The 24,969-nt window shown below is 51.6% G+C and carries 25 protein-coding genes; 14 read left to right on the top strand and 11 right to left on the bottom strand.

Translation table 11 applies throughout. The annotated features are described in order from the left end of the window. Nucleotides 1-10 precede the first annotated feature (10 nt). Nucleotides 11-1,060: an aldo/keto reductase gene (locus V2546_RS03805; protein ID WP_118298506.1), complete on the top strand. Its 1,050-nt coding sequence runs from the start codon at nt 11-13 to the stop codon at nt 1,058-1,060. 315 nt (nt 1,061-1,375) lie between these two features. Beyond that, entirely contained in the window at nt 1,376-2,161 is a 786-nt protein-coding gene (locus V2546_RS03800; RefSeq protein WP_118298505.1) for a tRNA threonylcarbamoyladenosine dehydratase, read from the top strand. A 148-nt stretch (nt 2,162-2,309) separates the two neighbouring features. Here the strand turns inward: V2546_RS03800 and V2546_RS03795 are convergent, their stop codons facing one another. From V2546_RS03795 to V2546_RS03785, 3 genes are read right to left on the bottom strand one after another with little or no spacing between them, the layout of a single operon-like run. Continuing rightward, a complete protein-coding gene (locus tag V2546_RS03795; RefSeq protein WP_118529495.1) occupies nt 2,310-3,308 on the bottom strand; it encodes an isocitrate/isopropylmalate dehydrogenase family protein in 999 nt (332 codons plus the stop codon). Nucleotides 3,309-3,344: 36 nt separating this feature from the next. Further along, entirely contained in the window at nt 3,345-4,658 is a 1,314-nt protein-coding gene (locus V2546_RS03790; protein WP_118529496.1) for an SLC13 family permease, read from the bottom strand. Further along, nucleotides 4,652-5,533, bottom strand: coding sequence for a DUF6282 family protein (locus V2546_RS03785; protein WP_118529497.1), 882 nt, complete (start codon nt 5,531-5,533; stop codon nt 4,652-4,654). Before V2546_RS03785 ends, V2546_RS03790 begins: the two co-directional genes overlap by 7 nt. Before the next feature lie 143 nt (nt 5,534-5,676). Here V2546_RS03785 and V2546_RS03780 point away from each other — a divergent pair, with 143 nt between their 5' ends. Both V2546_RS03780 and V2546_RS03775 read left to right on the top strand, forming a co-directional pair. After that, nucleotides 5,677-6,597, top strand: coding sequence for a LysR family transcriptional regulator (locus V2546_RS03780; protein WP_215703153.1), 921 nt, complete (start codon nt 5,677-5,679; stop codon nt 6,595-6,597). Nucleotides 6,598-6,772: 175 nt separating this feature from the next. After that, nucleotides 6,773-8,164, top strand: coding sequence for an alanine/glycine:cation symporter family protein (locus V2546_RS03775; RefSeq protein WP_215703154.1), 1,392 nt, complete (start codon nt 6,773-6,775; stop codon nt 8,162-8,164). 147 nt (nt 8,165-8,311) lie between these two features. Here the strand turns inward: V2546_RS03775 and V2546_RS03770 are convergent, their stop codons facing one another. Further along, nucleotides 8,312-8,572, bottom strand: coding sequence for an ATP-binding protein (locus V2546_RS03770; protein WP_346011258.1), 261 nt, complete (start codon nt 8,570-8,572; stop codon nt 8,312-8,314). Between V2546_RS03770 and V2546_RS03765 the strand changes: the two genes are divergently transcribed. After that, complete coding sequence (locus V2546_RS03765) at nt 8,537-9,070, top strand: GTP pyrophosphokinase (protein WP_215703155.1); 534 nt, start codon at nt 8,537-8,539, stop codon at nt 9,068-9,070. The two genes, V2546_RS03770 and V2546_RS03765, sit on opposite strands and share 36 nt — an antisense overlap. Nucleotides 9,071-9,077: 7 nt before the next feature. On the opposite strand, the gene V2546_RS03760 is transcribed toward V2546_RS03765, so the two are convergent. Continuing rightward, nucleotides 9,078-9,506, bottom strand: coding sequence for a hypothetical protein (locus tag V2546_RS03760; RefSeq protein WP_118529502.1), 429 nt, complete (start codon nt 9,504-9,506; stop codon nt 9,078-9,080). Nucleotides 9,507-9,696: 190 nt separating this feature from the next. On the opposite strand from V2546_RS03760, the gene V2546_RS03755 reads away from it, so the two are divergent. Continuing rightward, nucleotides 9,697-9,960: a helix-turn-helix domain-containing protein gene (locus V2546_RS03755; RefSeq protein ID WP_118529503.1), complete on the top strand. Its 264-nt coding sequence runs from the start codon at nt 9,697-9,699 to the stop codon at nt 9,958-9,960. Here V2546_RS03755 and V2546_RS03750 read toward each other — a convergent pair. Both V2546_RS03750 and V2546_RS03745 read right to left on the bottom strand, forming a co-directional pair. After that, nucleotides 9,914-10,324: a helix-turn-helix transcriptional regulator gene (locus V2546_RS03750; protein WP_329751584.1), complete on the bottom strand. Its 411-nt coding sequence runs from the start codon at nt 10,322-10,324 to the stop codon at nt 9,914-9,916. The two genes, V2546_RS03755 and V2546_RS03750, sit on opposite strands and share 47 nt — an antisense overlap. Before the next feature lie 489 nt (nt 10,325-10,813). Further along, nucleotides 10,814-12,178, bottom strand: coding sequence for an MATE family efflux transporter (locus V2546_RS03745; protein ID WP_215703156.1), 1,365 nt, complete (start codon nt 12,176-12,178; stop codon nt 10,814-10,816). Between the two features lie 569 nt (nt 12,179-12,747). On the opposite strand from V2546_RS03745, the gene nudC reads away from it, so the two are divergent. After that, complete coding sequence (gene nudC, locus V2546_RS03740; RefSeq protein WP_215703157.1) at nt 12,748-13,632, top strand: NAD(+) diphosphatase; 885 nt, start codon at nt 12,748-12,750, stop codon at nt 13,630-13,632. 166 nt (nt 13,633-13,798) lie between these two features. Here nudC and V2546_RS03735 read toward each other — a convergent pair whose 3' ends face one another. Next, nucleotides 13,799-14,695: a LysR family transcriptional regulator gene (locus tag V2546_RS03735; protein ID WP_118298492.1), complete on the bottom strand. Its 897-nt coding sequence runs from the start codon at nt 14,693-14,695 to the stop codon at nt 13,799-13,801. Between the two features lie 460 nt (nt 14,696-15,155). Next, nucleotides 15,156-16,046, bottom strand: coding sequence for a DUF4392 domain-containing protein (locus V2546_RS03730; RefSeq protein ID WP_329751582.1), 891 nt, complete (start codon nt 16,044-16,046; stop codon nt 15,156-15,158). Between the two features lie 503 nt (nt 16,047-16,549). Here V2546_RS03730 and V2546_RS03725 point away from each other — a divergent pair. After that, nucleotides 16,550-16,891 carry a DUF3870 domain-containing protein gene (locus V2546_RS03725; protein ID WP_329751581.1) on the top strand — a complete coding sequence of 114 codons (342 nt, stop codon included), beginning with the start codon at nt 16,550-16,552 and terminating at the stop codon, nt 16,889-16,891. A 388-nt stretch (nt 16,892-17,279) separates the two neighbouring features. Continuing rightward, nucleotides 17,280-18,179: a YitT family protein gene (locus V2546_RS03720; protein ID WP_405580336.1), complete on the top strand. Its 900-nt coding sequence runs from the start codon at nt 17,280-17,282 to the stop codon at nt 18,177-18,179. Nucleotides 18,180-18,582: 403 nt separating this feature from the next. On the opposite strand, the gene V2546_RS03715 is transcribed toward V2546_RS03720, so the two are convergent. Both V2546_RS03715 and V2546_RS03710 read right to left on the bottom strand, forming a co-directional pair. Next, nucleotides 18,583-19,443 (bottom strand): ABC transporter permease, encoded by an 861-nt coding sequence (locus tag V2546_RS03715; RefSeq protein ID WP_118529509.1) that lies wholly within the window; start codon nt 19,441-19,443, stop codon nt 18,583-18,585. Continuing rightward, a complete protein-coding gene (locus tag V2546_RS03710; protein WP_118299130.1) occupies nt 19,430-20,311 on the bottom strand; it encodes an ABC transporter ATP-binding protein in 882 nt (293 codons plus the stop codon). The genes V2546_RS03715 and V2546_RS03710 overlap by 14 nt, the downstream gene beginning before the upstream one ends. A 431-nt stretch (nt 20,312-20,742) precedes the next feature. Here V2546_RS03710 and V2546_RS03705 point away from each other — a divergent pair, with 431 nt between their 5' ends. Genes V2546_RS03705 through V2546_RS03685 form a run of 5 tightly spaced genes read left to right on the top strand, consistent with a single transcriptional unit; the run spans nt 20,743 to nt 24,969 of the window. After that, nucleotides 20,743-22,065: an efflux RND transporter periplasmic adaptor subunit gene (locus V2546_RS03705; protein ID WP_329751580.1), complete on the top strand. Its 1,323-nt coding sequence runs from the start codon at nt 20,743-20,745 to the stop codon at nt 22,063-22,065. A 3-nt stretch (nt 22,066-22,068) separates the two neighbouring features. Beyond that, nucleotides 22,069-22,893, top strand: coding sequence for an ABC transporter ATP-binding protein (locus V2546_RS03700; protein WP_118299128.1), 825 nt, complete (start codon nt 22,069-22,071; stop codon nt 22,891-22,893). Then, nucleotides 22,887-24,098, top strand: a complete 1,212-nt coding sequence (locus V2546_RS03695) for an ABC transporter permease (protein ID WP_215703162.1) — start codon at nt 22,887-22,889, stop codon at nt 24,096-24,098. Before V2546_RS03700 ends, V2546_RS03695 begins: the two co-directional genes overlap by 7 nt. 6 nt (nt 24,099-24,104) lie before the next feature. Next, complete coding sequence (locus tag V2546_RS03690; RefSeq protein ID WP_329751627.1) at nt 24,105-24,416, top strand: GtrA family protein; 312 nt, start codon at nt 24,105-24,107, stop codon at nt 24,414-24,416. Beyond that, nucleotides 24,400-24,969 carry a phosphatase PAP2 family protein gene (locus tag V2546_RS03685; protein WP_142411083.1) on the top strand — a complete coding sequence of 190 codons (570 nt, stop codon included), beginning with the start codon at nt 24,400-24,402 and terminating at the stop codon, nt 24,967-24,969. Before V2546_RS03690 ends, V2546_RS03685 begins: the two co-directional genes overlap by 17 nt.

Raw genomic sequence — 24,969 nt, 5'->3', positions numbered from 1 at the left:
AGAATCGATCATGCAGAAAAAAGCTCAGTTTAAAAATGGATATACCTTCAACCGCGTCATCAATGGCTGCTGGCAGCTCTCCGCGGAGCATTGTCTTCAGGGACACCTGGACTATGACGATGCGATCCGCGCGTTCCACGAGCTGGTGGAGCAGGGATTTACGACGTTTGACTGTGCCGACATCTACACGGGCGCTGAGGAGGTCCTCGGCCGCTTTGTGACAGAGTTAAAGGCGAGCGGACATTATCAGGAGGAAGACATCCAGATCCACACGAAATTTGTGCCGGACAAGGACGTTCTTCCGGTGATCAACATGGAGTACACGGAAGGAATCGTGGACCGCTCCTTAAAGAGAATGCACCGCGAAGCTCTGGATCTGGTACAGTTCCACTGGTGGGATTTCAATGTGCCGGGCATGATGGAGACGGCCTTTGACCTTGTAAAGCTTCAGGAAAAAGGAAAGATCCGCAACATCGGTATGTGCAACATGGATACAAACGCCTTAAAGCAGATGGTTGACGCCGGTATCCCGGTCGTATCCAACCAGGCGCAGTATTCCGTCTTTGACCGCCGTCCGGAGAGAACACTTTTGGATTACAGCGCAGAGCACGGCATCTACACATTCGCTTACGGCACACTGGCCGGTGGATTTCTCGCGGAGCGCTACATGGGAAAGACATATGAGGCGCCGGAGACCCGTTCCCAGGTGAAATACATGCAGATCATCGAGGATTCCCTCGGCTGGGACGGAATGCAGAAGCTCCTTCCGGTCCTGAAAGCGATCGCAGACAACCACGGCGTCAGCATCGCCAACGTGGCAACCCAGTACATCTTAAACCAGAAGAGCGTCGGAGCCGTCATGGTCGGAACCAGAAACTCCAAACATGTAAGATCCAACATCCAGACACTGGAATTTGATCTGACCGCGGAGGAGATGAAGACGATCCGCGACTTTATCGATCAGTACCCGACTCCGGAGGGAGAATGCTATGAGCTTGAGCGCACCTCTCCGAGATATAAGGGGATCATTCTGACGGACAGAAACCATGTGGATAAGTAAAATGACATGCAGGGATCATGGCAGGAGATTTCCAGAAAAGCAGGATCAGCGATGACAGAGAATCAGACTGCAAGAATGGTTCGGACAGTTTTGTGAGAATATCAGAAAGTACGGAAGGGACACCAGAGATGGTGTCCTGTTTCGTTACAGGACGCAGAAAAACTGCTACTTTTCATGGGAAGGAATCTTTCTCTTTACACATACCGAATTAGTAGGTATAATGGTAAAGGTTTCAGGGGCAAAATCCCGTCGAATGGTTGTTTTAACAGGGAGATTGCCGGTAACATTTCAGGAAAGACAGGATTGGAGATAGAGATGTTAAATCAGTTCTCAAGAACACAGCTCCTTTTAGGAGCAGAAAATATGGACCGCCTTGCGAAGGCGAAGGTTGCGATCTTCGGAATCGGCGGAGTCGGCGGATATGTGGCGGAGGCACTGGCGAGAAGCGGAGTCGGTTCCTTTGTGCTGGTGGACGATGATAAGGTCTGCCTGACAAATATCAACCGCCAGATCATCGCGACGAGAAAGACAGTTGGACAGTATAAGGCGGAAGTCATGCGCGACCGGATCCTGGATATCAATCCGGATGCCCAGGTCGAGGTCAGAAAGTGCTTTTATCTCCCGGAAAATGCGGATGAGTTCGACTTTACGGAATATTCCTATGTGGTCGATGCGGTGGACACGGTGACGGCAAAGATCGAGATCATCATGCGGGCGATCGACTGTAAAGTTCCGGTCATCAGCAGCATGGGCGCCGGAAACAAGCTGGATCCGACGCAGTTCCATGTGGCGGATATCTATAAGACGAGCATGTGCCCGCTCGCGAAGGTCATGCGCCGCGAATTAAAGAAGCGCGGAGTGAAGAAGTTAAAAGTCGTTTACTCCACGGAGCAGCCGGTTGAGCAGCAGGAAGACATGAGCATCAGCTGCAGAAAGAACTGTATCTGTCCGCCGGGCGCGAAACATAAATGCACCGAGCGCCGTGCGATTCCGGGCAGCATCGCGTTCGTCCCGTCGGTTGCCGGACTGATCCTTGCAGGGGAGATCGTGAAAGACCTGACAGTGATGCCGCCGAAGAAGGTGGAAGAGCAGGGGCAGTGATCAATGCCAGGAGCGAATAAAAGATCATAAAAAGACATCACAAAACCGGAAATTGGAGTGGATTCCATTCGAACAAGGTTTTGTGATGTCTTTTTACTTTCAGGGATACAGAAAGAGCTGCCAATGGCAGCCCCCTCTGATTTCAGTTTTATAATCTTTCCAGGATCGCATCCACATACTCTTCGGTACTTGCTGTTCCGTGCAGGTCTTTTGTGAGGTGTTTTCCTTCTGCGAGAACTTCATCGACGGCTTTGCGGATCCGCGCTGCAGTCTCATTTTCCCCGAGGTACTCTAACATCATGCAGGCGGACCAGAGGAATGCAGTCGGGTTTGCAAGGTGCTTTCCGGCGATATCCGGCGCGCTGCCGTGTACAGCTTCAAACATGGCGTAATCGGCACCGATATTGCTGGATGGAACGAGTCCGAGACCGCCGATCAGACCGCTGCAGAGGTCTGAGAGGATGTCTCCGTACAGGTTCTGCATGACCATCACGTCAAACTGGTTCGGGTTCATCACGAGCTGCATGCAGGTGTTGTCGATGATCTTGTCATCGCTCTCGATCTCCGGATATTCTTTCGCGATCTCCTTGAAAATGGATAAGAACATGCCGTCGGACATCTTTAAGATGTTTGCCTTGTGGACGCAGGTCACTTTTCTGCGGCCGTTTTTCTTTGCATACTCGAATGCGTCACGGATGATGCGCTCACTCGCTTTTCGTGTAACGATCTTGATCGCATGGACGGTGTCCGGATCGATCTGCTCTTCGACGCCGACGTAGAGGCCTTCCGTATTTTCACGGAAAATGACGATATCCACATTTTTGAACGGTGTTTTTACGGCATCGTTGGATCTTACCGGGCGGATGTTTGCGTAAAGATCATATTTTCCGCGGAGTGTCACGTTCAGGGAGCGGAATCCCTTTCCGACCGGGGTCGTGATCGGGGATTTTAACAGCACTTTTGTCCGCTCAAAAGATGCGTAGGCTTCCTCCGGGATCAGTGCGCCGTTGCGTTTCCATTCGTCCTCTCCGACGTTGTAGATTTCATATTCGAGAGGTGCGTTCGCTGCCTTTAAGATCTTTAACACATTGTCAACAAGTTCCGGACCGATTCCGTCACCGCGGAATACTGTAATTTTGTGATTCATATGATGATTCTCCTTTTTGAATGATTCGATTTGATCCTACAGTACAAATGTCACGATCAGGTTATAGACTGCACAGCAGATCACACTGATCGGAACGGCAACAAAGAGAAGCCGGTTAAACAGATGGTTGCGGTCTTCCTCGTTTCCACAGGAACCGAGGATCAGACTTCCGCCGGATGAGAACGGGCTGATCGCGCTGCTCTGTGCGCCAAGGATCGTGCAGGCAAAGAGAGCGGCTGGGTTCAGTCCGGTTGCAGCGGCGAGTCCCGGGATCAGCGGGAATAATGCCGGTGCAACAACGCCGGTCGTGGAACTGAAGAAGCTCATAAACGCACCGACGAAGCTGAATGCCAGCGGGATCAGGGCAGCCGGTACATTGGATCCGATCCATGCGGACAGGGCATCGATCGTGCCTGCTTTTACAGCGACCGCGATCAGCATGCCGGCTCCGGCGATCATGAGGATCGTATTCCACGGAACACGGGCGATGACCTCTTTCTGAGGTGCCAGATCAAATAACAGGGCAATGATGGTAAAGCAGAAAGCAACGAGACCGACATCAACTTTTCCTGCAATCGTTCCGATCAGGGCATTGTCCGGAAGCGCGAGCTTTAAGAGTGGGAAGATCAGGACGATCACCATCATCAGCAGCATCAAGTATAAAGTCAGCTTCTGCTTCCTGTCAAACGGTTCCGGCCTGGAGAAAGTAACTCCTTTGCCGATGCCGCGGTTGCTCTTAAAACCGAAGCGGAAGATCGCGATCAGGATCAGGGAGAAGATGATGGCGAATCCAAAAATCTTCATTTCGTCCACAAACGAATTTGGTGTTCCAAAAGCCGGTTCTGACTCGTAAGCGGTATCGATCAGACCGCGGAATACGACACCGAGAGAGGCTGTCGGAAAGTTTCCGCCTGCAAGCGCACCGCAGTTGATCGCGACAGCGCCGGTCAGCTTGTCCATTTTTGCTTCCTCGCAGATCAGGATCGTGATCGGAGCCAGAAATGCGAGAACAGTAAAGTAGGCAGCTCCCATTACCGAGAGAACAACTGCTACAAAGAAGAGGGCAAACGGCAGCATGCCCGGGAAACGGCGGCACATGTAGAGAAGACTTGCAGACATCTTCTCAAGCGTTCCGTTGACAGCCGCAAAGTTGTAAAAAAGGGAGACGGACAGGATCACAAACATCGTGCTGACCGGCCAGAAACTAATCAGCTCTTTTGGCTTGATCCCCATACCGAAACATCCGATCAGGTAAGCGAACGCGATACAGAAGAATCCGGTATTGATCTTTGTCTTGTAGCCAAGAACGACGGCAACTGCGATGGATGCGACCAGAATGATACTTAACATGCGGATTCCTCCTGTTCGTTGATGCCGAGCAGGGATGCCGGGATCGTGTGAGTCATATGGTAAACATGTTCTTCCGGAATTCCGTGATCGACCAGATACTGCATGTATTCCGCAAGTGCGAGTTCCCAGTGCGGATTTTCCGTCTGTCCGCCGTCGGTGTCGACCATGACATTTCGGTAGCCGACTTCTTTGATGATCTCCAGATTGTCTGCGAGATTGCTCTTATATTTTCCGCCGCCCATGTTCTGTGCGTAACAGCGCTCCAGGATGACGTTGTAATCCTTCACGAGGCGGAGCTGGTCTTCATGGCTCATTCCCACGATCCACCACTCCGGATGGGTGATCACGATATTTTTGACTCCGAGGTCGCGGGCTGCCTCGACGACGGTAAAGATCTCATCAGGTGCGATATGGGCAGTTCCAAGGACTGCATTGTGATCGCGGACAAGTTCCAGTACAGAGCGCAGTTCCGGAACGATCTTTCCGTCTTTTACGACTTCCACGCACTGGCTCAGATCCTGGCCCATTTTCTGCATGTGATTTTTTGCGGACTGTGTCGGGAGCCAGACAACTTTTGCTCCAAGACGAAGTGCGGTATCGACGGCTTTCGGATTGATCCCGCCTACAACGCGGTTTAATGTGATGCTTCCGTACATGGTGAAGTTGTTCGTGTTTCCATGTACGATCTCGTTGTGACGGTTGCAGAGATATGCGCGGTCCATGGTTGTCCCCTGATGTGTCTTGATGACGATGGCACGCGCGCCGACGCGGATCGCTGCTTCCATGAGTTCGAAGTCATCGTATGCGCGAAGGCGCAGATCCGGATTCGTATGGACATGCATGTCGATCACGCCTTGCATGAGATCCTGTTTCATTCAAATTCCCTCCTGTGTGTTTTTGCTGTCTTCAGAGACATTGATTTTGCTATGGTTATATTTTATACTAGTCTTGATATAGGGGAAAGTCACAATTTACGATACCAGGTATCGGTAATTCCGATATCTGACGGAGGTGTTTTATGGACTTAAAAGAGCTGGATTACATTGTAACCGTTGCCGATGAGGGGAGCATTTCCCGGGCGGCGGAAAAATTGTTTATGGCGCAGTCAAGTCTCAGTCAGGCTGTCCGTCTGATCGAACAGGATCTCGGTACATCTGTTTTTGTCCGCACTGCCAGAGGAGTCCGCCTGACGGCTGCCGGGGAGGCGTTTATTTCTCATGCCAGACAGATCCTGCAGCAGTACCGGGAAGCGCGCAGTGAGGCTTCTGATATCGAAAACTTAAAAGGCGGGACGATCATCTTTGGGATCAGCACCTACCGGGGAACGTATCTGCTGCCGCCGGTCCTGAAAAAATTTCACGAGCGTTATCCAAAGGTGCATGTGGAGATCAGCGAGATGGACAGTATTGATCTGGAAAACCAGATCCTGGAGGGAATCCTGGATCTCGCACTGATCGCAGCACCTCCGGTCCGGATCAAGCATGGATTCGAGGAACTGATGAGGGATGAGATCATGCTCGTCACTACGAAAGAGCATCCTGTCATGAAATATGCACACGAATGCGAGAATGATCCGGAAGAACTGTGGATCGATCTGAAGGATACCGCCCCGTATGAATATATTTTAGGTCCGCCGAACACGGTACTCGGCCGGACGGCACGCCATTCTCTGCGGGAAGCAGGTGTGGAACCTCTCGGACTCGATACATACCTTTCCGCGGCGTTTGCGGCAGCTGTTGCGCGGGAAGGTGTTGCGCTGGCCTTTACCTACCGGTCCTGCCGGATCATGCGGGATGGATTCCGGTATCTGCGGATCGGAAAAGAGGGGATTTTCCTGGACCTTGCACTGGTCTGGCCGGCAGGAAAATACCGGTCCAGGGCGGCGAAAGCGCTCGCGGATCTGCTCCATGAGATGGCACCGGAACTGCTTCACCGATAGGATTTGACAGAGACACACTTGTATGTGTATAATAGAAATCAATGCATGACAATTTAACAGACTGGCGCGTCGTGGTGGTGAAGCTTTTTGTCGGTGCCGGTCTGGAACGACGGCTGTAAGAGGGAAAATGACAGAACAGCCGGAAAGATCGATCTGAAAAGGAGAAAAGAAAATTATGGTGTTAGCAGTCATCGAAGCGGTGTACCGCTTCCTGTGGGGAGATCTGTTCACGATCCCGATCGGCAACGGAAATGGGATCGGAATCCCTCTTCTCGTGTTGCTTTTGATCCCAACGGGGATCTATTTTACGATCCGGACGAAATTCCTTCCGGTCCGGCTGTTTCCGGATATGATCCGGGCGCTGGGCGGAAAAAAGAAGGAAGAAGGCGGTCTGTCACCGGTGCAGACCTTGTTTGTGTCGACAGCGACCCGTGTGGGAATGGGGAATCTCGTCGGAGTTGTCGCTGCGATCTCTGCGGGCGGTGCGGGAGCCGTGTTCTGGATGTGGATCTCGGCGATCTTTGGTTCCTCCACGGCATTTGTGGAGGCAACCCTGGCGCATCTATACAAAGAAAAAGATCCGCTCTACGGCGGATATCACGGCGGTCCGGCTTATTATATCCACAGCTATGCGGAGCGCGTGAGAAAAAAGAAATTGAAACACTCCGTCGTTGCCGTTTTGTTTGCGCTGTCCGGTCTGATCTGCTGGGGTGGGATCAGTCAGGTCATCAGCAATTCGGTGGCATCGGCATTTAAAAATGCATTTGGAATCTCACCAATGATCACGACGGTCATTCTTGTTGTGCTCTCGGCGGTGATCGTCTTAAGAAAAAATGCAACGGTCCGCGCGCTGGATGTGATCGTTCCGATCATGGCGGGATGTTATTTTGTGATCACCCTGTTCATCATCGCGACGCATCTCGGAAGCGTTCCGGGCGTTTTCAAGAGGATTTTTGAGGAGGCATTCGGACTCCGCCAGATCGCAGCGGGCGGTTTTGGCGCGGTTCTCATGAACGGAGTCAAGCGCGGTCTGTTCTCCAACGAGGCCGGTTCCGGTTCCGCACCGTGTGCAGCGGCAGCGGCGGAGGAGAGTGACCCGGTAAAGGTCGGACTTGTCCAGGCACTAGGCGTATTTATCGATACGATCGTGATCTGCAGCTGCACGGCGATGATCATGCTGCTTGTCCCGGAGGAACTGACGATGGGACTCGCAGGAATGGACCTTCTCCAGAAAGTCATGAGCTACTATATGGGCGAGTTCGGAGTGGTCTTTATCGCCATCACGCTGGCATTGTTCAGTTTCTCGACATTCCTCGGAATCCTGTTCTATGCGCGTTCCAACGTGGCATACCTCTTCGGAAACCGCTGGTGCTATCAGACTCTTTATAAGATCTTCGCCCTGATCATGCTGTTTGTCGGCGGTCTTCAGGCCTACACAGTCGTCTGGGACCTCGGCGATGTCGGCGTCGGACTGATGACCGTGTTCAACCTCATGGTACTGTTCCCGCTGTCCGGGGAGGCGCTGCGGGCGTTGAGGGAGTATGAAGAGAAGAAAAAGATGAAGTGAAATGCTGGAAAAGAATAGAAAAGCGGCAGAAATCTGAAAAACTGTGAGCGGAGGAACGGGACAGTTCCATGATCGCATAAAAAGATCCGTCAGGATACCGGGGGGAAGAAATTTTCGGTATTTTGGCGGATCTTTTTTGTTTGATCATCATCCCGGAAACACCGCCTCGATCGTCAGCGACTTCCCATCCTTCGTGGACGCCTGGATCTTTCCGCGGTGCGTGTTCACGATGGCTTTTGCGATCGCGAGACCGATCCCGTAGCCGCCGGTCGCGAAATTCCTCGATCGGTCGGAGCGGTAGAAACGGTCAAAAAGGTGCGGGAGCTCAGTAGGATCGACCTCAGATGCCGTGTTGAAACTGTGAGAACCGACATGCTGGAGCTGCTGAAGAAATTTCCGGATGATCAAAGATCCGGATTCCACGCGGTCCAGTATATCTGTTCCAGGATCAAATTGCCGGAGAGCATGATGGAGAAGTTAAAGAGGAAAGCGCTGCCGGAGACACTGGAGTCGGCACTCTGTGAAGTCCATGATGCGGTGGGAGTCCGGGTCATCTGTTCCTTTGCGGATGATGTGTTCCGGGTGGAAAAATGGCTGAAAAGTCAGGAAAACTATGAACTGGTCAAAGAAAAGGACTACATTTCATATCCGAAGCCAAACGGGTATCGCGGGATCCATCTGATCCTTCGAGGAATGACCGGAAAAACGGCGGGAACTTATGTGGAGATCCAGCTCCGGACGATCGCCATGGATTTCTGGGCGAGCCTGGAACACCAGCTGAAATATAAAAAGGAGATCGGACATGCGGCGATGATGAGCGGGGAATTAAAGCAGTGCGCGGATGATATCGCGTCCGTAGATCTTTCGATGCAGACGATCCGCGATATCATCGAGACGGAAGAGTGAAAAGCTCTCAGCCGCGGATCCGCGCATGGATCCCGGAAGTGAGATTCGGGTGTTTCAGACCGCAGATCCGCTGTTTCGGGCTGCCGCCGATGAAGACGCGTTTCCAGACATCCTGGTCCAGTTCATCGTCATGGACATACACTTCGATATCGGTCATCGGCGGGAGCGGAGTTCCGCCAAGAGTGAAGCTGCCGGATGGATCCTGGATCAGGATCCCCTCTTTCACGACGTCTTTCTGCATATAAGAAGCGGCAAACTGAGCGGAGGAGAGATGTGTGATGAGTTCCAGCATCAGGTCGATCTTCAGGCTTTCCTCGGCGGACATTTCCAGTTTATTCAGAGCGCTTGTGAGTACGGATTCATATTTTTCGAGAAAATTTCCGCATGCGGATTCCAGCGTGGAGAGATCCTGCTTCAGTTCGTTTGTGATTTCCATAAAGACATCCTCCTTTAAATATATTTGGGAATTGAGAAACCTGCTCCGGAAACGGCAGCAGGATTATTTTTCATGATGATAATCCAATAATTTCCACCGATGACATTCACTGAATGTCATCGGTGTTTCAATAATAACATATATTGTTTGGAGTGACAATCAGTGAATGCCAAACAAGGAGTGTTATTATATGTATAAAAATAAAACAATATCCGGCAGGAACAATATCTGCGGGATCAAAATTCATGAGCTTCGCTGTGCGATGACGGATGTATCGCAGAAGCATCTGGCGGACATGCTCCAGCTCAAGGGACTGGATCTCGATAAGAATGCGATCCAGAGGATCGAGAGCGGGAAGCGGTTTGTGACCGATATTGAGCTGCGTTATTTCGCAAAGGTCTTAAACGTCAGTTATGAGGCACTTCTGGATCCGGATGTTCCTGAGAATGAGTAAAAGCTTTTGTGTAGTAATTTCCCGCAAACAGATCTGAACGTGCTTTCGATCGTCTTTTTGAGGAAAAATCGTCTTTTTCCTGGAAGAGAAGACCGATATGGTACGGAAAACCGCCGTCAAAGATGCGGTGGTAGGCGGGACTTCCGTCCTCACGGATCAGGAGTGTTTCCAGCGGAACCTGAAATAATTCACCGAGTACCAGCATATTCGGGAGGGAAGGAAAGGATTCCCCCCGGAGCCATTTATAGATCGACTGGGGACTGTCCAGTTCCAGCGCGTCCTGGAGATCCCGCACGGTCATTTTTCTTTTTCGCATTTCATCCCGGATCTTTTTTCCGGTCAGTTTTTTCGACAGATTTTTCATACTTTCAATCTTATCCTCCATATTTCCAATCAGAACAGATCAATATCAACTGTCGGACATAAAAAACGCTGCCGGCAGCCGGATGGGAAAGTATTCAATATATTTTCAAGGGAAACGGACGGCGGATCCTTGCCGGCCGGTGTGAAGATCTGAAGCCTTTGTTCTGCAGGCAGGTCTATCATACTATAAAATTTCTGGTTTGTCTTGAACTAAAAGGTTAAAATGAGAAATTTTATGAAAAAATATCAGGGCAGTGGATCCGGGGAGAGGTACAGCTTACAGCGGGAAAGACAGAAAATGCACATTTTTCAGATGCAGTGGGAAATAAAGACAAAAAAGATGGAAAACAGGAATCCGGCAGGACTGTCTTATCCCCGGACAGGAACCGGGAAAATGGTCTGCAGGGAATCTGTTTTCCACCTCTGAAAAATATAAATGATGTTATTTTAAAATGTTTTACACATTGGAGCCTGAGCTGCTCCGCTCCGGTTACTTTTCCTGACGTGCCTTTAACGGAAGGATTTCTTTCCGATACACATAGCCGAGGCAGACTGCACTGAAAATGATCGCGAAAACTTCGGCGATCGGGAATGCGAACCATACGACGTGAAGTCCTCCGAGTTTCGCAAAAACAAATGCGACCGGGAGAAGAACGACCAGCTGACGGAACACGGAGATCCATAAGCTCAGCATGCCGTGACCAAGCGCCTGAAACATGGAAGAGCAGACGATGGAGAATCCGGCGAACAGGAAGCTCAGGGAGATGGTCCGGAGTGCCGGGATGCCGATGGAGAGCATGGTGTCGGAGGCGCTGAAGATCATTAGGAGCTTATCCGGTATGAGCTGAACGACCGCTAAACCGATCAGCATGATCGTTACGGCATACATGGCAGCGAGCTTCAGGGTTCCCATGATGCGGTCCGGCTTTCCGGCGCCGTAGTTGTAGGCGATGATCGGGACCGTTCCGTTGTTCAGACCGAAGACCGGCATGAACACGAAGCTCTGGAGCTTAAAGTAGATGCCGAACACCGCAGTCGCCGTGGAGGAGAATGCGATGAGGATCTTGTTCATTCCGAAGGTCATGACACTTCCGATGGATGCCATGATGATGGACGGAATACCGACTGCATAAATATGGCTGATGATCTCGCTGTTTGGTTTAAAGTCACGGAGAGAGATCGTAATCTCATGGTTTCTCGTCTTGTTAAAGAAGAAACCGAGACAAAAGGCGATGATCTGCCCGATCACGGTAGCGCCGGCCGCACCCGCGATGCCGAGAGCAGGCGCTCCGAAATAACCGAAGATCAGGATCGGATCCAGAACGATGTTGATGATCGCGCCGAGACCCTGGGTGTACATGGAGTAGATCGTTTTTCCGGTGGACTGTAAGAGACGCTCACAGGCGATCTCCATGAAAAGTCCGAAGGAAGCGATCGTGCAGACTCTTAAATAAGTAGTTCCGAGATCCACGATCTCCTCGATATCGGTCTGGAGACAGAAGAACTGTCTTGCAAAGCAGAGGCCGAAGAGTGCAAATACGACATAGCTCAATGCAGCAAGGAACAGAGCGTGATCCGCAATCTTGTTGGCGCGTTCAAAGTTCTTTTCCCCAAGGTTTCTCGAGAGGGCGGCGTTGACACCGACGCCGGTTCCGGTCGCAACGGCGATCATCAGGTTCTGGGCCGGGAACGCCAGGGATACGGCGGTCAGGGCATTTTCACTGAGCTGTGCGACGAACATACTGTCGACAATGTTATAAAGTGCCTGGACGAGCATCGAGATCATCATCGGCACGGACATGGAGATCAGAAGCCGGTTTAGCGGCATGACTCCCATCTTGTTTTCTGTTGCCATAGAACATGACTCCTTTCATACATACATCCCTGCCTGTTTTCAGAAAAGAAAAAATGTAGGTAACGATTCAGCAGGTCTGCGCAGTTGCTGCGCTGACCGTAAGAAAGCCTTGACTTGAGGGAAAAATTCCATCGGCGCAGCGATCTGGAATGGATTTTTGCTCATAGCTTGCCATGCATCCGAAGGGAAGCTCCGGGGGAGATTCCAGTAGGTGTGAAGGTACTGAACAGTTACAAATGTGGAAAGACTGCCGAAAGTTTGTACTTTGGCAGTCAGGATTCCTGAAAAAGGCATACTGTCTGGCATTATACGACAAATAAAAATGTTCGTCAACATAGATCTCATAGGTTGCCGTGCCGGGGGAAGAGTTTTGCTGATCTTAGCGGATTTTGCCGGATTGACAAAAGGGCGGGGGCGGCGTATCATAAAAACGATGCGGTAATTTTTGCGGACAGAGTGTGTCCGTGTACTGCAGCATGAAAATTTCATGGTTTCCGTCTGAGAAAAACGAGGAAAGCTGTGTACAGAGCAGAGAGCGGAAACTTATATTAATGAATAGGAGAGAAAGAATGATCCAGGAAATCGCCCCACATAAATTTGATCTGACTTACGGACAGCCGAAGGCGCAGGATGAGGACTTTGTCCTCTTTATCAAGAAGAGCAAGACACTTTTGAGAAAAACAGCTGAGGAGAATCATGAGATTCCGAAGTTTTCTGATTTCCAGGAAGACAAAGAAGCGCTGAAAGAGAACGCGTACTATCTGTTCGCGATCGATGGAAATCATTATTATTATGTGACAGAGATGCCGGAACATGTCTCCGACGCATATGAGCTCTGCCCGACAGCGGCATATCGGAAGATGCATCCGATGTACCAGGCGTTCGCAGGGATCACTGCTACCCAGCTTCACCGCTTTAAGGAGAGCAGAAAGTACTGCGGATGCTGCGGTCACCTGATGGAAAACAGCAAGACCGAGCGCGCGCTGGTATGCCCGGAGTGCGGACAGACTGAGTATCCGAAGATCTCCCCGGCTGTGATCGTTGCGATTTCCGATGGGGACCGTCTCCTGATGTCCAGATACCGTGTGAACAACAATCCGTACCGCGGATATGCGCTGATCGCCGGTTTTGTAGAGATCGGAGAGAGTTTTGAGGAGACGATCCACCGCGAGGTCATGGAGGAAGTTGGCCTGAAGGTCAAAAATATCCGCTATTATAAGAGCCAGCCGTGGGCATTCTCCGACACGGAGATGATCGGATTCTTCGCGGAGCTCGATGGACCGGACAAGATCAAGCTTCAGGAGGACGAGCTCTCCGAGGCTGGCTGGTACCACCGCGATGAGATCCCGGATGAGACGATGATGAACAGCATTGGAAGTGAGCTTAAGATGGTGTTCAAGTACGGAAGTCTCGAGAAGTTCTATGAGGCGACCGGGTATCACGACGAAAATTAGGGATATGGGAATATCGGATCAAGTGTGATCCTGATGGGGATCCTGCAGAAAGAATCGATGGCAGGTTGTAAATTGAAAAAAAGCCGGAGACTGAATTTCAGACTGTACGAGAAATTCAGTTTCCGGCTTTTTGCAACAGAAATTTTCTGCTAAAAAGACAGATGGATCAGGCTTTGCGGAATGTCCGGCAGAATTCCAGAAATTCTCGCAGGGTATCAGGAACATCCTGTGGATGATAACAGAATCCGATCACGCGTTTCGGAATCGGGATATCAAGCGGGATCTCGATAAGCGTACCGTTTTTCAGATCATCTTCGATGAAGTCTTTGATGACGCAGCCGATCCCGAGTCCGATCCGGGAGAACTCGATGAGGAGTTCCATGTCAGTCGTCTCGAGGATCTGGTTGATCTCGATCTGATTGTCGGACAGGTAGGCATCGACGTGTTTCCGGCTCATGTTGGAGCGGTTTAAGAGCATGATATTTCCGGTCTTAAAGATATCCGGGTCGTTTCCTTCTCTTAAATGAAGATTCTCCAGGTAGGCAGGCGTACAGACGAAGATGTCGCTGATCTCCATCAGGGGCTGGAAGTGGAGTCCTTTTCTGTTTTTTGGCTCAGCGACAAGGCCGATATCGATCTTTCTGGCATCGAGCATGTCGAGTGTCTGGTAGGTGGACTGGCTCTCGATGGCGATGTTTACATGTGGATATTTTCCGATAAATCCTTTTAAGTAGGGGAGGAGGACGTATTTACACAGGGTGTTGCTGACGCCGATCTTTAAGTTTCCGATATGGAAGTCATGGATCCGTTTGAGTTCGCGTTCGCCGTGACCGATGGAGTCGAAGGCTGTGTTCACATGCTGGAAGAGGATGGTTCCTTCTCTTGTGAGCTGGACTCCGCGGGAGTTTCGGTTGAAGAGTCTGGTTCCGAGGCTTTCTTCAAGTTTGCTGATGGCTTTGCTGATGGCGGGCTGGCTGATGTAGAGTTCTTTGGCAGCCCGGGAGATGTTGCCGCAGCGGGCTACCTCGTAGAAGATTTTGTATTGTGACAGATGTTGTTCCATGAAAATACCGCCGTCCTGTCAGGGACCGCAGGAACATAACCCCCTTTCATATGTGGTATTCGTATTATTTATAGCTATTATAATGAATGGGGGTGGGGATGTCAATATGAAATTGATGGCGAAAGGTACGCGCCGGTCGGCCTCCGGCTCCGGGCACTCGGGATTTTAGGGGCGGTTCCTCTAGACTTGCGGAAGAATGCTAAGGGCGGAGAAGATGGGACACAACTCGCTGCGCTCAAACAAGTGTCCCATCTCCTCCAACGCATTCTCCCGCGAGCCAAGAGGAAGCCAAGCCCCTGAAATCAGGCACCCGGATCCGGAGGCCGGCCGGCGCTGAAATTGGCTGTGCTGGGTGGGGATCGCAGGCGCTGCGCTGTGCGATCCTGGATAGTGGTGATGTCAGATGCGGTATGTTTTGAAGATTTCTGATATCTGGTACTGGACTGTGTGCAATCCTGGCTTAGGCGATCGCACAGAGGCCCAGTTCTTTTTTGAGGATTTCATCGACGGAGTCGAGGATTCCGAGGTGTGTCTCGAGATCGAGGTGGTCTACGGTCATTTCATTTTTTCGGGTGCAGCCGTCGACGCTGCCTGCGGCTACGGCGAGACGGAGAGATTCGGTCTCTTCGGCGCGGGTCGGGAGCAGGCTCTTCTCGGCGAGGAGGGAGCAGAGGGCGGCGATGCCGATGCCCCACCAGTTGGAGACGCCGCTTGCGAGTGTGAGATCGGCGGCTTCGGCGGTGCAGATCTTATCTCCGAACGGGACAAATGTCTCGATCACATTCCGGTATGTTCCCATTCCCATTTCGTTTCCGCCGTCACCGATGGAGATCGTGACTGCTTCGGCTTTTTTTGCCTCGGAGAGGAAGAGGGCGGAGTCGGTGATCATGTCGTCGAGGACTTCACCGCGCATGCTGTGATAGTGGCCATTGGCGGCTTTTCCTGGGCGTTCTAAGGAGATGAAGTGGGTCGGGGAGAAGTTTTTGATGCAGCTTCGGATGAAGTCTTCGGTGTCTGTTTTTGGCAGCATCATGAGTTTTGCTTTAGGTGCGCGGTAGCAGACGACGTCGCTCACGATGGAGAAGGCGGGTTCGTCGGTGATCACGAGGACGGAGACGCCGAGTGCTGTCAGGGCGGCGGCGATATCGGCGATGCCGAGAGGTCCGTCTGTCTCGCCTACATAGGTTCCGTCTTCAAGGCGGACCGGGAAACCGGTGAGAAGGATCACGCGGCGGGCAGTGGAGAGTGTTTCAAGTGTTTCGCGGATCGGGTTGTCCGGCAGTGCTTTTAAGAGTCCGCGGTTTCCGAAGTCCTGTTTCATAATGGTATCCAGATCTTTAAAGAATGTCATGTTCATATCCTCCAATTGATGATCGGGCTGCAGGGAAGCGGAGATGGGATCGCCTGGGACGGTCCGGGGCTTTTGCGGCAGCGCGAATGTGATGAGAAGGAGAATGCTTTTTTCGTATCAGGGCAACAAAAAAAGCCACTGATCCCCTTGTTGGAAGATTCATGGCTCTTATTTACGGTGGGAGCATCCGGGCAGGAGTCCCGATAAATAAAAGAATCTGTTTTTGTATCTTTAGTTTAGTGGAAATGGGTGGAAATGTCAATGGAAAAAGGGAAATTCCGGTGGTATAATAAGCAGTAAAGTTACTTTTTATGGGTAGGAATTTTCTGAACTGAAAATTCCGTATGATACTGTTATGGCCGCAGATTTTGCCGATTTGGAATGCGAAGCATCGGCAAAATCCTGTTACAGTGCGCGGGCATGGAGTGCCCGTGTACTGTAACGCAGTAAGGTTATAAGTTGATCAATGGAAGTACAGAGTTTTGGGAAAAGGGGAATACATTATGGAGAACAGGAACACGATCCTCGTGGTCGGCCAGGCGAAGCCGAGCAAAGAGGATGCGATCTACAATCTGCACGGGGAATTTTATATCAGTCTGATCGTGGAGCGGGAGACTGGAAAAATTTTGGAGCTGGACTGCAATACGATCCTGGATGTGACAAAGCGGTTTGTGGCATCGATGTTTGTCGGAAAAAGTTTAAAGACGGATATTCCGTCGATCGAGAAGGAGATCCGGGAGCGGTATTTTGCGCTGACGCAAAAGCCTCTGATCGCGTGTATGAAGGACGCGTGCAACCGGTATCTCACGGCAATCGGGGAGAATTGTCCGCAGAAGAAGAGCTGAGGAGACTGAAAAGATGCAGGAATGTCTGATCAGACTGAGCTGAACGACCGGTTAAAGGAACTTTTAACAGAGCAGAGATGAGAACTATAACATAATTGTATAGATCTGGAAACAAAAGAGTATAAATTTTAACATTCTTAAGCCGGAGCTTGTCTCCGGCTGTTTTTTTCTTGTTTTTTCCGGGATGGATTGACAAGGGGAAAAAACATGATAAAGTTATGAATGCTGTTTTTCAAAACCCCATGAAAAAGCGGCAGATAGACAGAGGTCTGGCATGAAAAAATGATTCCACAGAAATATCCGGGAGACAGGTTTTCTGCGATATGTTGAGAAACATGTGACCCTGTTATCATGAAAATCTAAAGTATGAAAAAGGAGTACCCCACTTATGAGTTCGTGGAATGATGTAACGAAAAAGGTGCGCGGGATGCGGAAAAATTTCGCATTCCGCTGTGCGATTTCTTTTGTGGCAGTTCTGGCATCTGCCCTTTTGCAGTCCTATGTGATCCTGGCGTTTATCCGTCCGGCGGGACTTTTGTCCAGCGGATTTACAGGACTTGCGATCCTGATCGACCGAATTACCGAGCTGTACGGATTTTCCGTATCGACTTCCCTGGCGTTAGTTGTCCTGAATCTCCCGGTCGCACTCATGTGCTGCCGCAGCATTAACGTGAAATTTACCGTATTTTCACTTTTACAGGTATTTTTCGCCAGCTTTTTCTTAAAAGTCTGCCATTATACCCCGTTGTTTGATGACCTGACCCTGAATGTGATCTTCGGAGGTGTTCTTTATGGACTCTCTGTTGTTCTCGCACTGAAAGGAAATGCATCGACCGGCGGTACCGACTTTATCGCACTTTATGTCTCAAATAAGACAGGAAAGTCGATCTGGAATTACGTGTTCATGGGAAATGTCTGCATCCTTGTGATCTTTGGACACATGTTCGGATGGAAATATGCAGGTTATTCGATCCTGTTCCAGTTCATTTCCACAAAGATGATCTCCACCTTCCATCACCGCTACGACCGCGTGACCTTACAGATCACGACCGAGAAGGCGGAGGAGATCATGAAAAAGTACGTCAGCCAGTACCACCACGGAATTTCCTGTGTGGAAGCGATCGGCGGTTACAGCCACAAAAAGATGTATCTGCTCCACACCGTGATCTCTTCCTATGAGATCAACGATATCGTCCAGCTGATCCAGGATGTGGATGAGCATGTGATCATCAACGTATTTAAGACGGAGAACTTCTACGGAGGATTCTACCGGGAGTCCCTGGATTAAGAAAATCAAAAAGTAATAAAGTAACTATTCAGTAGGTCTGCGCACTTGCTGCGCTGACCGTAATAAAACATGGGACGGAAGGCAAAAATCCCATCGGCGAAGCCGATCTGGAATGGATTTTTGCTCGTAACTTGCCATGCATCCGAAGGGAAGCTCCGGGGGAGGTTCCTGTAGGTGTGAGGGTACTGAACAGTTACGTAATAAATTACAGACAGCACACAGAACTCTGATTGTCGACATGGAAGGAGTACGTGTGCTGTCTTTTTATTTACGCGGACAACGAGCCAAAGTCCGCGCTTGCGCGAGACCTTGGCGACTGTCGCGATAACAAGGGGAAACTCGCGAATCGTGTTTTTGCTTGTTTGACAGGAAATTCCTGCGTTAAATGTTGCGTACATTCGACTTAATGATGCCGCACACACCTTTTCTCCAGCATTGTCACCGCCTGATACAGCACCGCCGACAGCACACACAGGATCACGATAGACATGATCACGAGGTCCAGTTTGAAGACCTGGCTGCCGTAGATGATGAGAAAGCCGAGGCCTGCCTGCGCGGAGAGAAATTCCCCGATGATGACGCCGACGAGACAGAGACCGATGTTGACCTTCATGTTGCTGATGATGAGAGGGACAGAACCTGGCAGCAGGACCTTTGTGAGGACATCTTTCTGCTTCCCTCCGAGCGTATAGATCAGCCGGATCTGATCCGGGTCCATGGAGAGAAAGCCGTTGTAGAGCGTTAAGATCGAGCCGAAGACCGCCACGGAGACGGCCGCCGTGATGATCGTTTTCATGTTGTTGCCGAGCCAGACGATGAGGACCGGGGCGAGGGCGGACTTCGGCAGGCTGTTCAGCATGACAAGATACGGCTCCAGGATCTTTGCCAGCCGCCTGCTGGACCAGAGCGCCACCGCACCGAAGATCCCGATGCATGTCACGAGAAAAAAGCTGAGCATCGTCTCAAGAATCGTGATCCCCGTGTGATAAAAGATCGTCCGGTCCGCCGCCATGGAAAGAAAACAGGAGAGCACGCGGGACGGAGAACTGAAAATAAAATCATTCAGGATCCCGATGCGGGCACTGACTTCCCAGGAAACAAGGAACAGGATCAGAAACAAGACCCGGCAGGCAAAAATCTGTCTGCGGATCCGCCGTTCCTGTTCCAGATAGCGATGCTGGGCGGGAGAGACGGAGAGTGCTTCTGTGGGGATCGCACCCCGCCGCCGGAAAAAAAGAAAAGAAGCGATATCATGAAATTTCATCCGCTCCACCTCCGATCCCACATTTCGGTCCGTCATTTTCATCCTTTAGAGGAACACCCCCATACTTCCGATCATTTCCGTCCAAAGCCATTTCATCACCTTCCCCTGAATTTCCAAGAATCCTCCACAATTCATTAAAATAAGAAGAAAACTCCGGATAATTCCGCCGCTTCAAAGGACTCGTCTCATGATCCGGAAAACGGATCAGAAGCTCCCCCTTGATCCGCCCGGGCCGGCTCGTCAGGACCAGGATCCGGTCTGCCGCGCTGACGGCCTCGGAGAGATCGTGCGTGATCAGGATCGCCGTCTTTTTCCGGCTGCGGATGATCGAGCTGATATCATCACAGACGGAGAGTCTTGTCTGATAATCAAGAGCAGAAAACGGCTCATCGAGAAGCAGAAGATCCGGCTCCAGCGCCAGTGTCCGGATCAACGCCGCCCGCTGCCGCATGCCGCCGGAAAGCTCGGACGGCCTTGCGTCATAAAAATACTGAAGCCCATACGCATCAAGAAGCTCTCTCAGCCGCCCGATATGCCCGGGATCACACTTCCCCTGAACCTCAAGCCCGAGAGAAGCATTTGAAAAAATCGTGCGCCACTCAAACAGATGATCACGCTGCAGCATATACCCGATCCCGGACGATCCCTTCGCGACCGGGATCCCATCCAGAAGGATCTCCCCCCGCTCCGGCGCCAGAAGCCCGGAAAGCAGCGAAAGCAGCGTAGACTTCCCACACCCCGACGGCCCGACAATACAAAGAAACTCCCCACTGTTCACATGAAACGATATATCAGAAAGGGCCTTCGTCTCTCCCTCCAACGTATGATAGGAGAAATCCACCCCATTCACTTCCAACTTCGGAGTCATGGACACCTCACAAACAGTATTTATTATAAAATATGAATCCATATCTGCACACGTGAACCGTTATCCATCAATCTTTCCTTTTGTCCACCGCCAGCGCAGACCACCCACCAGGCACGGGTGCATATTTGCGGGGCCTGGCTTCCTCTTGGCTTGCAAAAGAATGCGTTGGAGGTGCGGGGACACTTGTCTGAGCGAAGCGAGTTGTGTCCCCGCACCTCCGCCCTTAGCATTCTTTCGCAAGCCTAGAGGAACCGCTCCGAAAATCCCGGCACCCGCGCCTGGTGGGTGGCCTGCGCGTCCCCCTCGCCAATCCCCCAAAACCGTAAAAATTCCGCAAGAAAACCGAAAGACAGAAGTCCAAAAAACGCAAGCTTTCCCTGCTATACTACTCCTTAGTATAAAAAACAACACAAACACCAAGGGAGTAAACCATGAGCAGTGAAGAAAAAATCTCACCTGATGAGTTCGATCAGGAACTGGAAGCTCTGATGAGCGGAAAAAAAGAACCAAAAAAGAAAAAAGGTGGAAAGAAAAAGAAGATCGCCGTTTCGGCAGCCGTCATCCTGGTCCTTGGGATCGCAGCCGGAAAGATCCTCGGCGGCGGAAAAGACATGGTCCCGGTGGTGGACACCGTAAACCCTGTGAGAAAAACGATCCAGAACCGCCTCTCCGTCACCGGCCCGGTATCCGGGACCGACAGCGTGGACGTCGTTTCCAACCTCCATGCGGAGATCCTGGAGATCCCGGTAAAAGAAGGGGACAAAGTCACAAAAGGACAGACACTGGCAGTCCTCGATGACTCCGATGTAAGAAAAACGGCAGATATCGCAAAAAACGATTACGATCTCGCAGTGAGCACCTGCGCGGAGAAAGACAAAGAAGCACGAAACGGCTACGCGAAAGCCATACAGGACCTAAATACCGCACAGGCGAACTACGACCGGACAAAAGCACTCTATGATGGCGGCAGCGTGCCGAAAGTAGACCTTGAGACCGCGGAAAACGGACTCAATGACGCGAAACGCGAGCGGGACTCCTATACCGTGAAGAATGGGACAGCCGTCGCGGACGATTCCTACCGCCTCCAGATCGAAAAGGCAAAATATGACTACGAGAAAGCGACGGAATCCCTGGAGGACACCGTGCTGAAAGCGCCGATCGACGGCACCGTGGTCCGCGTAAATACGAAAGTCGGACGCTTTGCCGACAAGATGGAGAACGACGCCCCGCTGTTCGTGATCGAAAACCTCGACCAGCTGGAACTTGAGATCAAAGTCAGCGAATATTCGATCGGAAAAGTCGCACTCGGACAGGAGGCGGAGATATCAGCGGACATTTTAAATGGCGCAACGGTCCACGGGGTTGTCGACTCGATCTCCCCGACCGGAGAGGAAAAAGGCGGCGGTTCTACCGAACGCGTCATCCCGACAACGATTCGGATCACGGACAGCGATACGAAGCTGATCGCCGGGATCACCGCCCGCGCTTCGATCGTGCTGGAGGAATCGGAAAACGCCCTGACAGTCCCTGTGTCGGCAGTCATGGAGAAAGACGGGGCAGCTTATGTCCAGAAGCTCACGGACGGGGTCGTCTCCTGGGTTCCGGTCACCATCGGCGTGGAAGGAGATGTGGAGGCGGAGATCATCCCGCAGGAGGGCCATGCGCTGGACGAAAATTCGCTTCTGATCGCGGAGCCGGGAGAGCAGTATCCGGAAGGAATGGCTGTCAATTCAGCGGCAAAACAGGGGGAATAAGAGATGTTTGAAAAATGGAGAGGAGCTGCCTGGCTTACGGAAAATGTGACGGACGAGCTGATCCGCCTGGAAAATCTCGTGAAGATCTATGACACGGGCGCGATCCGGGTCCTGGGATTAAAAAAGATCAACCTGACGATCCGCCGCGGGGAATTTGTGGCGATCATGGGCCATTCCGGATCGGGAAAATCCACCCTGATGAACATTCTGGGCTGTCTCGACCGCCCGACACTCGGTCATTACTATCTGGATGGGATTGACACGGCGGCGCTGTCGCCGGATGAACTCTCGGCGGTGAGAAACAAAAAGATCGGTTTCGTATTCCAGTCTTTCAATCTGATCTCACGCACATCGGCATTAAAAAATGTGGAGCTGCCGATGACTTATGCGAGGATCCCGAAGAAAAAACGGACGGAGCGTGCCATGGAACTTTTAGATTGTGTGGGACTTGGCGCACGTGCCGGTCACATGCCGAACGAGATGTCCGGCGGACAGAGACAGCGCGTGGCGATCGCCAGAGCTCTCGCAAACGAACCGCCGCTGATCCTCGCGGATGAGCCGACGGGAAACCTCGACACGGCGGCATCGATCGAGATCATGGAGATCTTTGCGGAGCTCCACAAGGCTGGAGCCACGGTGATCGTGGTCACCCACGAGGAAAACATTGCCGCCTTCACGGATAGGATCATCCACTTTTCCGACGGACAGATCATCAAAGATGAGATCAATGAGAATCCGACAAAGGGGAGCGGGGAACTCCACATGAAGGGCCTCTACCGACATTTCCGGGAGGCAGCCGGAACAGAGAGCGGGGTGAGTTCATGTTAGGGGAAAATATGGTCATGGCGTTCCATGCCATCATGGCGAACAAGATGCGTTCCTTTCTGACGATGCTCGGCATCATCATCGGGATCGGCTCCGTCATCTCGATCGTCTCCATCGGAGACACCATGCGGGGACTGTTTGCGGATCTCTACAAGGATGCGGGAACGACGCAGGCAGTCGTGTCGATCGGATACTGGGTCGAGGACGTGCGGGACAGCGATTATTTCACATTGGATGACCTGGAGAAGATCCGGGAAGTGTTTGCAGACGAGATCGCATATATCGACAGTTATGCGAGTGTGAGTCCGGATGTCCGCGTGGGTCGGACTTCCATGAAATTTGATCTTCAGGGAGTCGACCGGGATTATCAGGAAGTACAGCCGGTGACGATGGTTGCCGGACGGTATTTAAACGAGAGTGATATCCTTGGAAGAAAGAAAAACGTGGTGATGGAGGCGGAGAGCGCCGGAAAACTTTTTGGAACGGAGGATGCGGTCGGGAAGACATTCCGGACGACGATCTACGGGGACACGGACCTCTATACCGTAGTCGGCGTCTATAAAAAGGAGATGAGCGCGTTTCAGAAACTGCTGATGGGCGGTTCCAGCGATACAGGGTCCGCATACATTCCGTACACGTTGCTCACCTGGCCGAATGATACGTTTTATTACTGCCGCTTATATGCAAAAGAAGGAACCGATATGGTGGATCTCATGTCCCGCCTGACCGCCTATCTCGGAAAATTAAAAGGGCGGAACGCAGGAGATTTCTATACGAACACGGTGGCGGATGAGATGGGAAGCATTGACAGCATGATGGGAGGACTTTCCATGGCGGTCGGCGGGATCGCGGCGATCTCCCTGATCGTCGGCGGGATCGGGATCATGAACATCATGCTGGTGTCCGTCACGGAGAGGACCCGGGAGATCGGGATCCGGAAAGCGCTGGGCGCGAGGACCAGGGATGTCCTGATCCAGTTCCTCACGGAGTCGGCGATCCTGTCCGCCCTGGGCGGGATCATCGGCGTCGTACTTGCCGTGACCGTTGTGACGGCGGGAGGTGCCGCGTTTGGACTCCCGGTCGTGATCCGGCCGGGGATCATCATTCTTGCAGTGTCATTTTCGGCGGTTGTCGGAATTTTCTTTGGAATCTATCCGGCATCGAAGGCCGCAAAGGCGGATCCGATCGACGCGCTGCGGTACGAGTAAAAAAGTCTGCGATCCCCTTTAAGAATTTACGCGGCTAATCTGTTTGCAAGAATGTTCAGCGCCGTGTATAATTATGAAATGAACTGCCGCCTGGTGTTCCGGACCGGAGAGAGTCGGGAGTCATTTCTTGAATATGCAGCGCTGGCAGCCGGAAATCTGATCCTGGACAGCATGATCCTCGGGATCCTTGTGAGGGGAGGAATTCCTCTCTACGTGGCAAAGGTCATGACGGAATGTACCATGTTCCTGTTCAGCTGGATCATGCAGCATCAGATCATATTCAGAAAGAGAGGAAAGCAGTATGGGATGGGAGTTTGATATCTTAAACGGGATCCAGTCGGTATTTCAGTCGGATCTTATGGATCAGATTATGCCTGCAGTCACCGCTCTCGGGAACGGCGGCATCTTCTGGATCGCGGCAGGACTTGTTTTTACTTTATATAAAAAGACGAGAACATTTGGAATCTGCATTCTGACAGCACTGGTCTTTGAGGTACTGAGCTGCAATGTGATTCTGAAACCTCTGGTCGCAAGACCGCGTCCGTTTACTTCAGATCCGGCGAGAATCCTTTTGATCCCGAGACCGGAAGATTATTCGTTTCCGTCTGGACATACGGCGGTATCCTTTGCTGCAGCGTCAGCCGCCTGGTTTATGAAGAAGAGAAAAACAGGTGTGGCTTTTGGGGCCGTCGCATGCCTGATCGCATTTTCGAGACTGTATCTGTATGTCCATTATCCGACGGATGTATTGGCCGGGGCTGTCATTGGAATCCTCTGCGGGGCAGCCGCTTCAAAACTGACAGAGATGGCAGCGGCGGCCCGAGAGGCACGAAGAGATTCCGGCCCGGAAATTCCGGTCGGGAAGTTATGA

Origin of the sequence: Clostridium sp. CM74B_53, assembly GCF_036318045.1 — a bacterium.
Classification (GTDB): Bacteria; Bacillota; Clostridia; order Lachnospirales; family Lachnospiraceae; genus Pilosibacter.
Note: the sequence above shows the minus strand (reverse complement) of the source record. Positions and strands in the feature narration are given on the sequence as shown.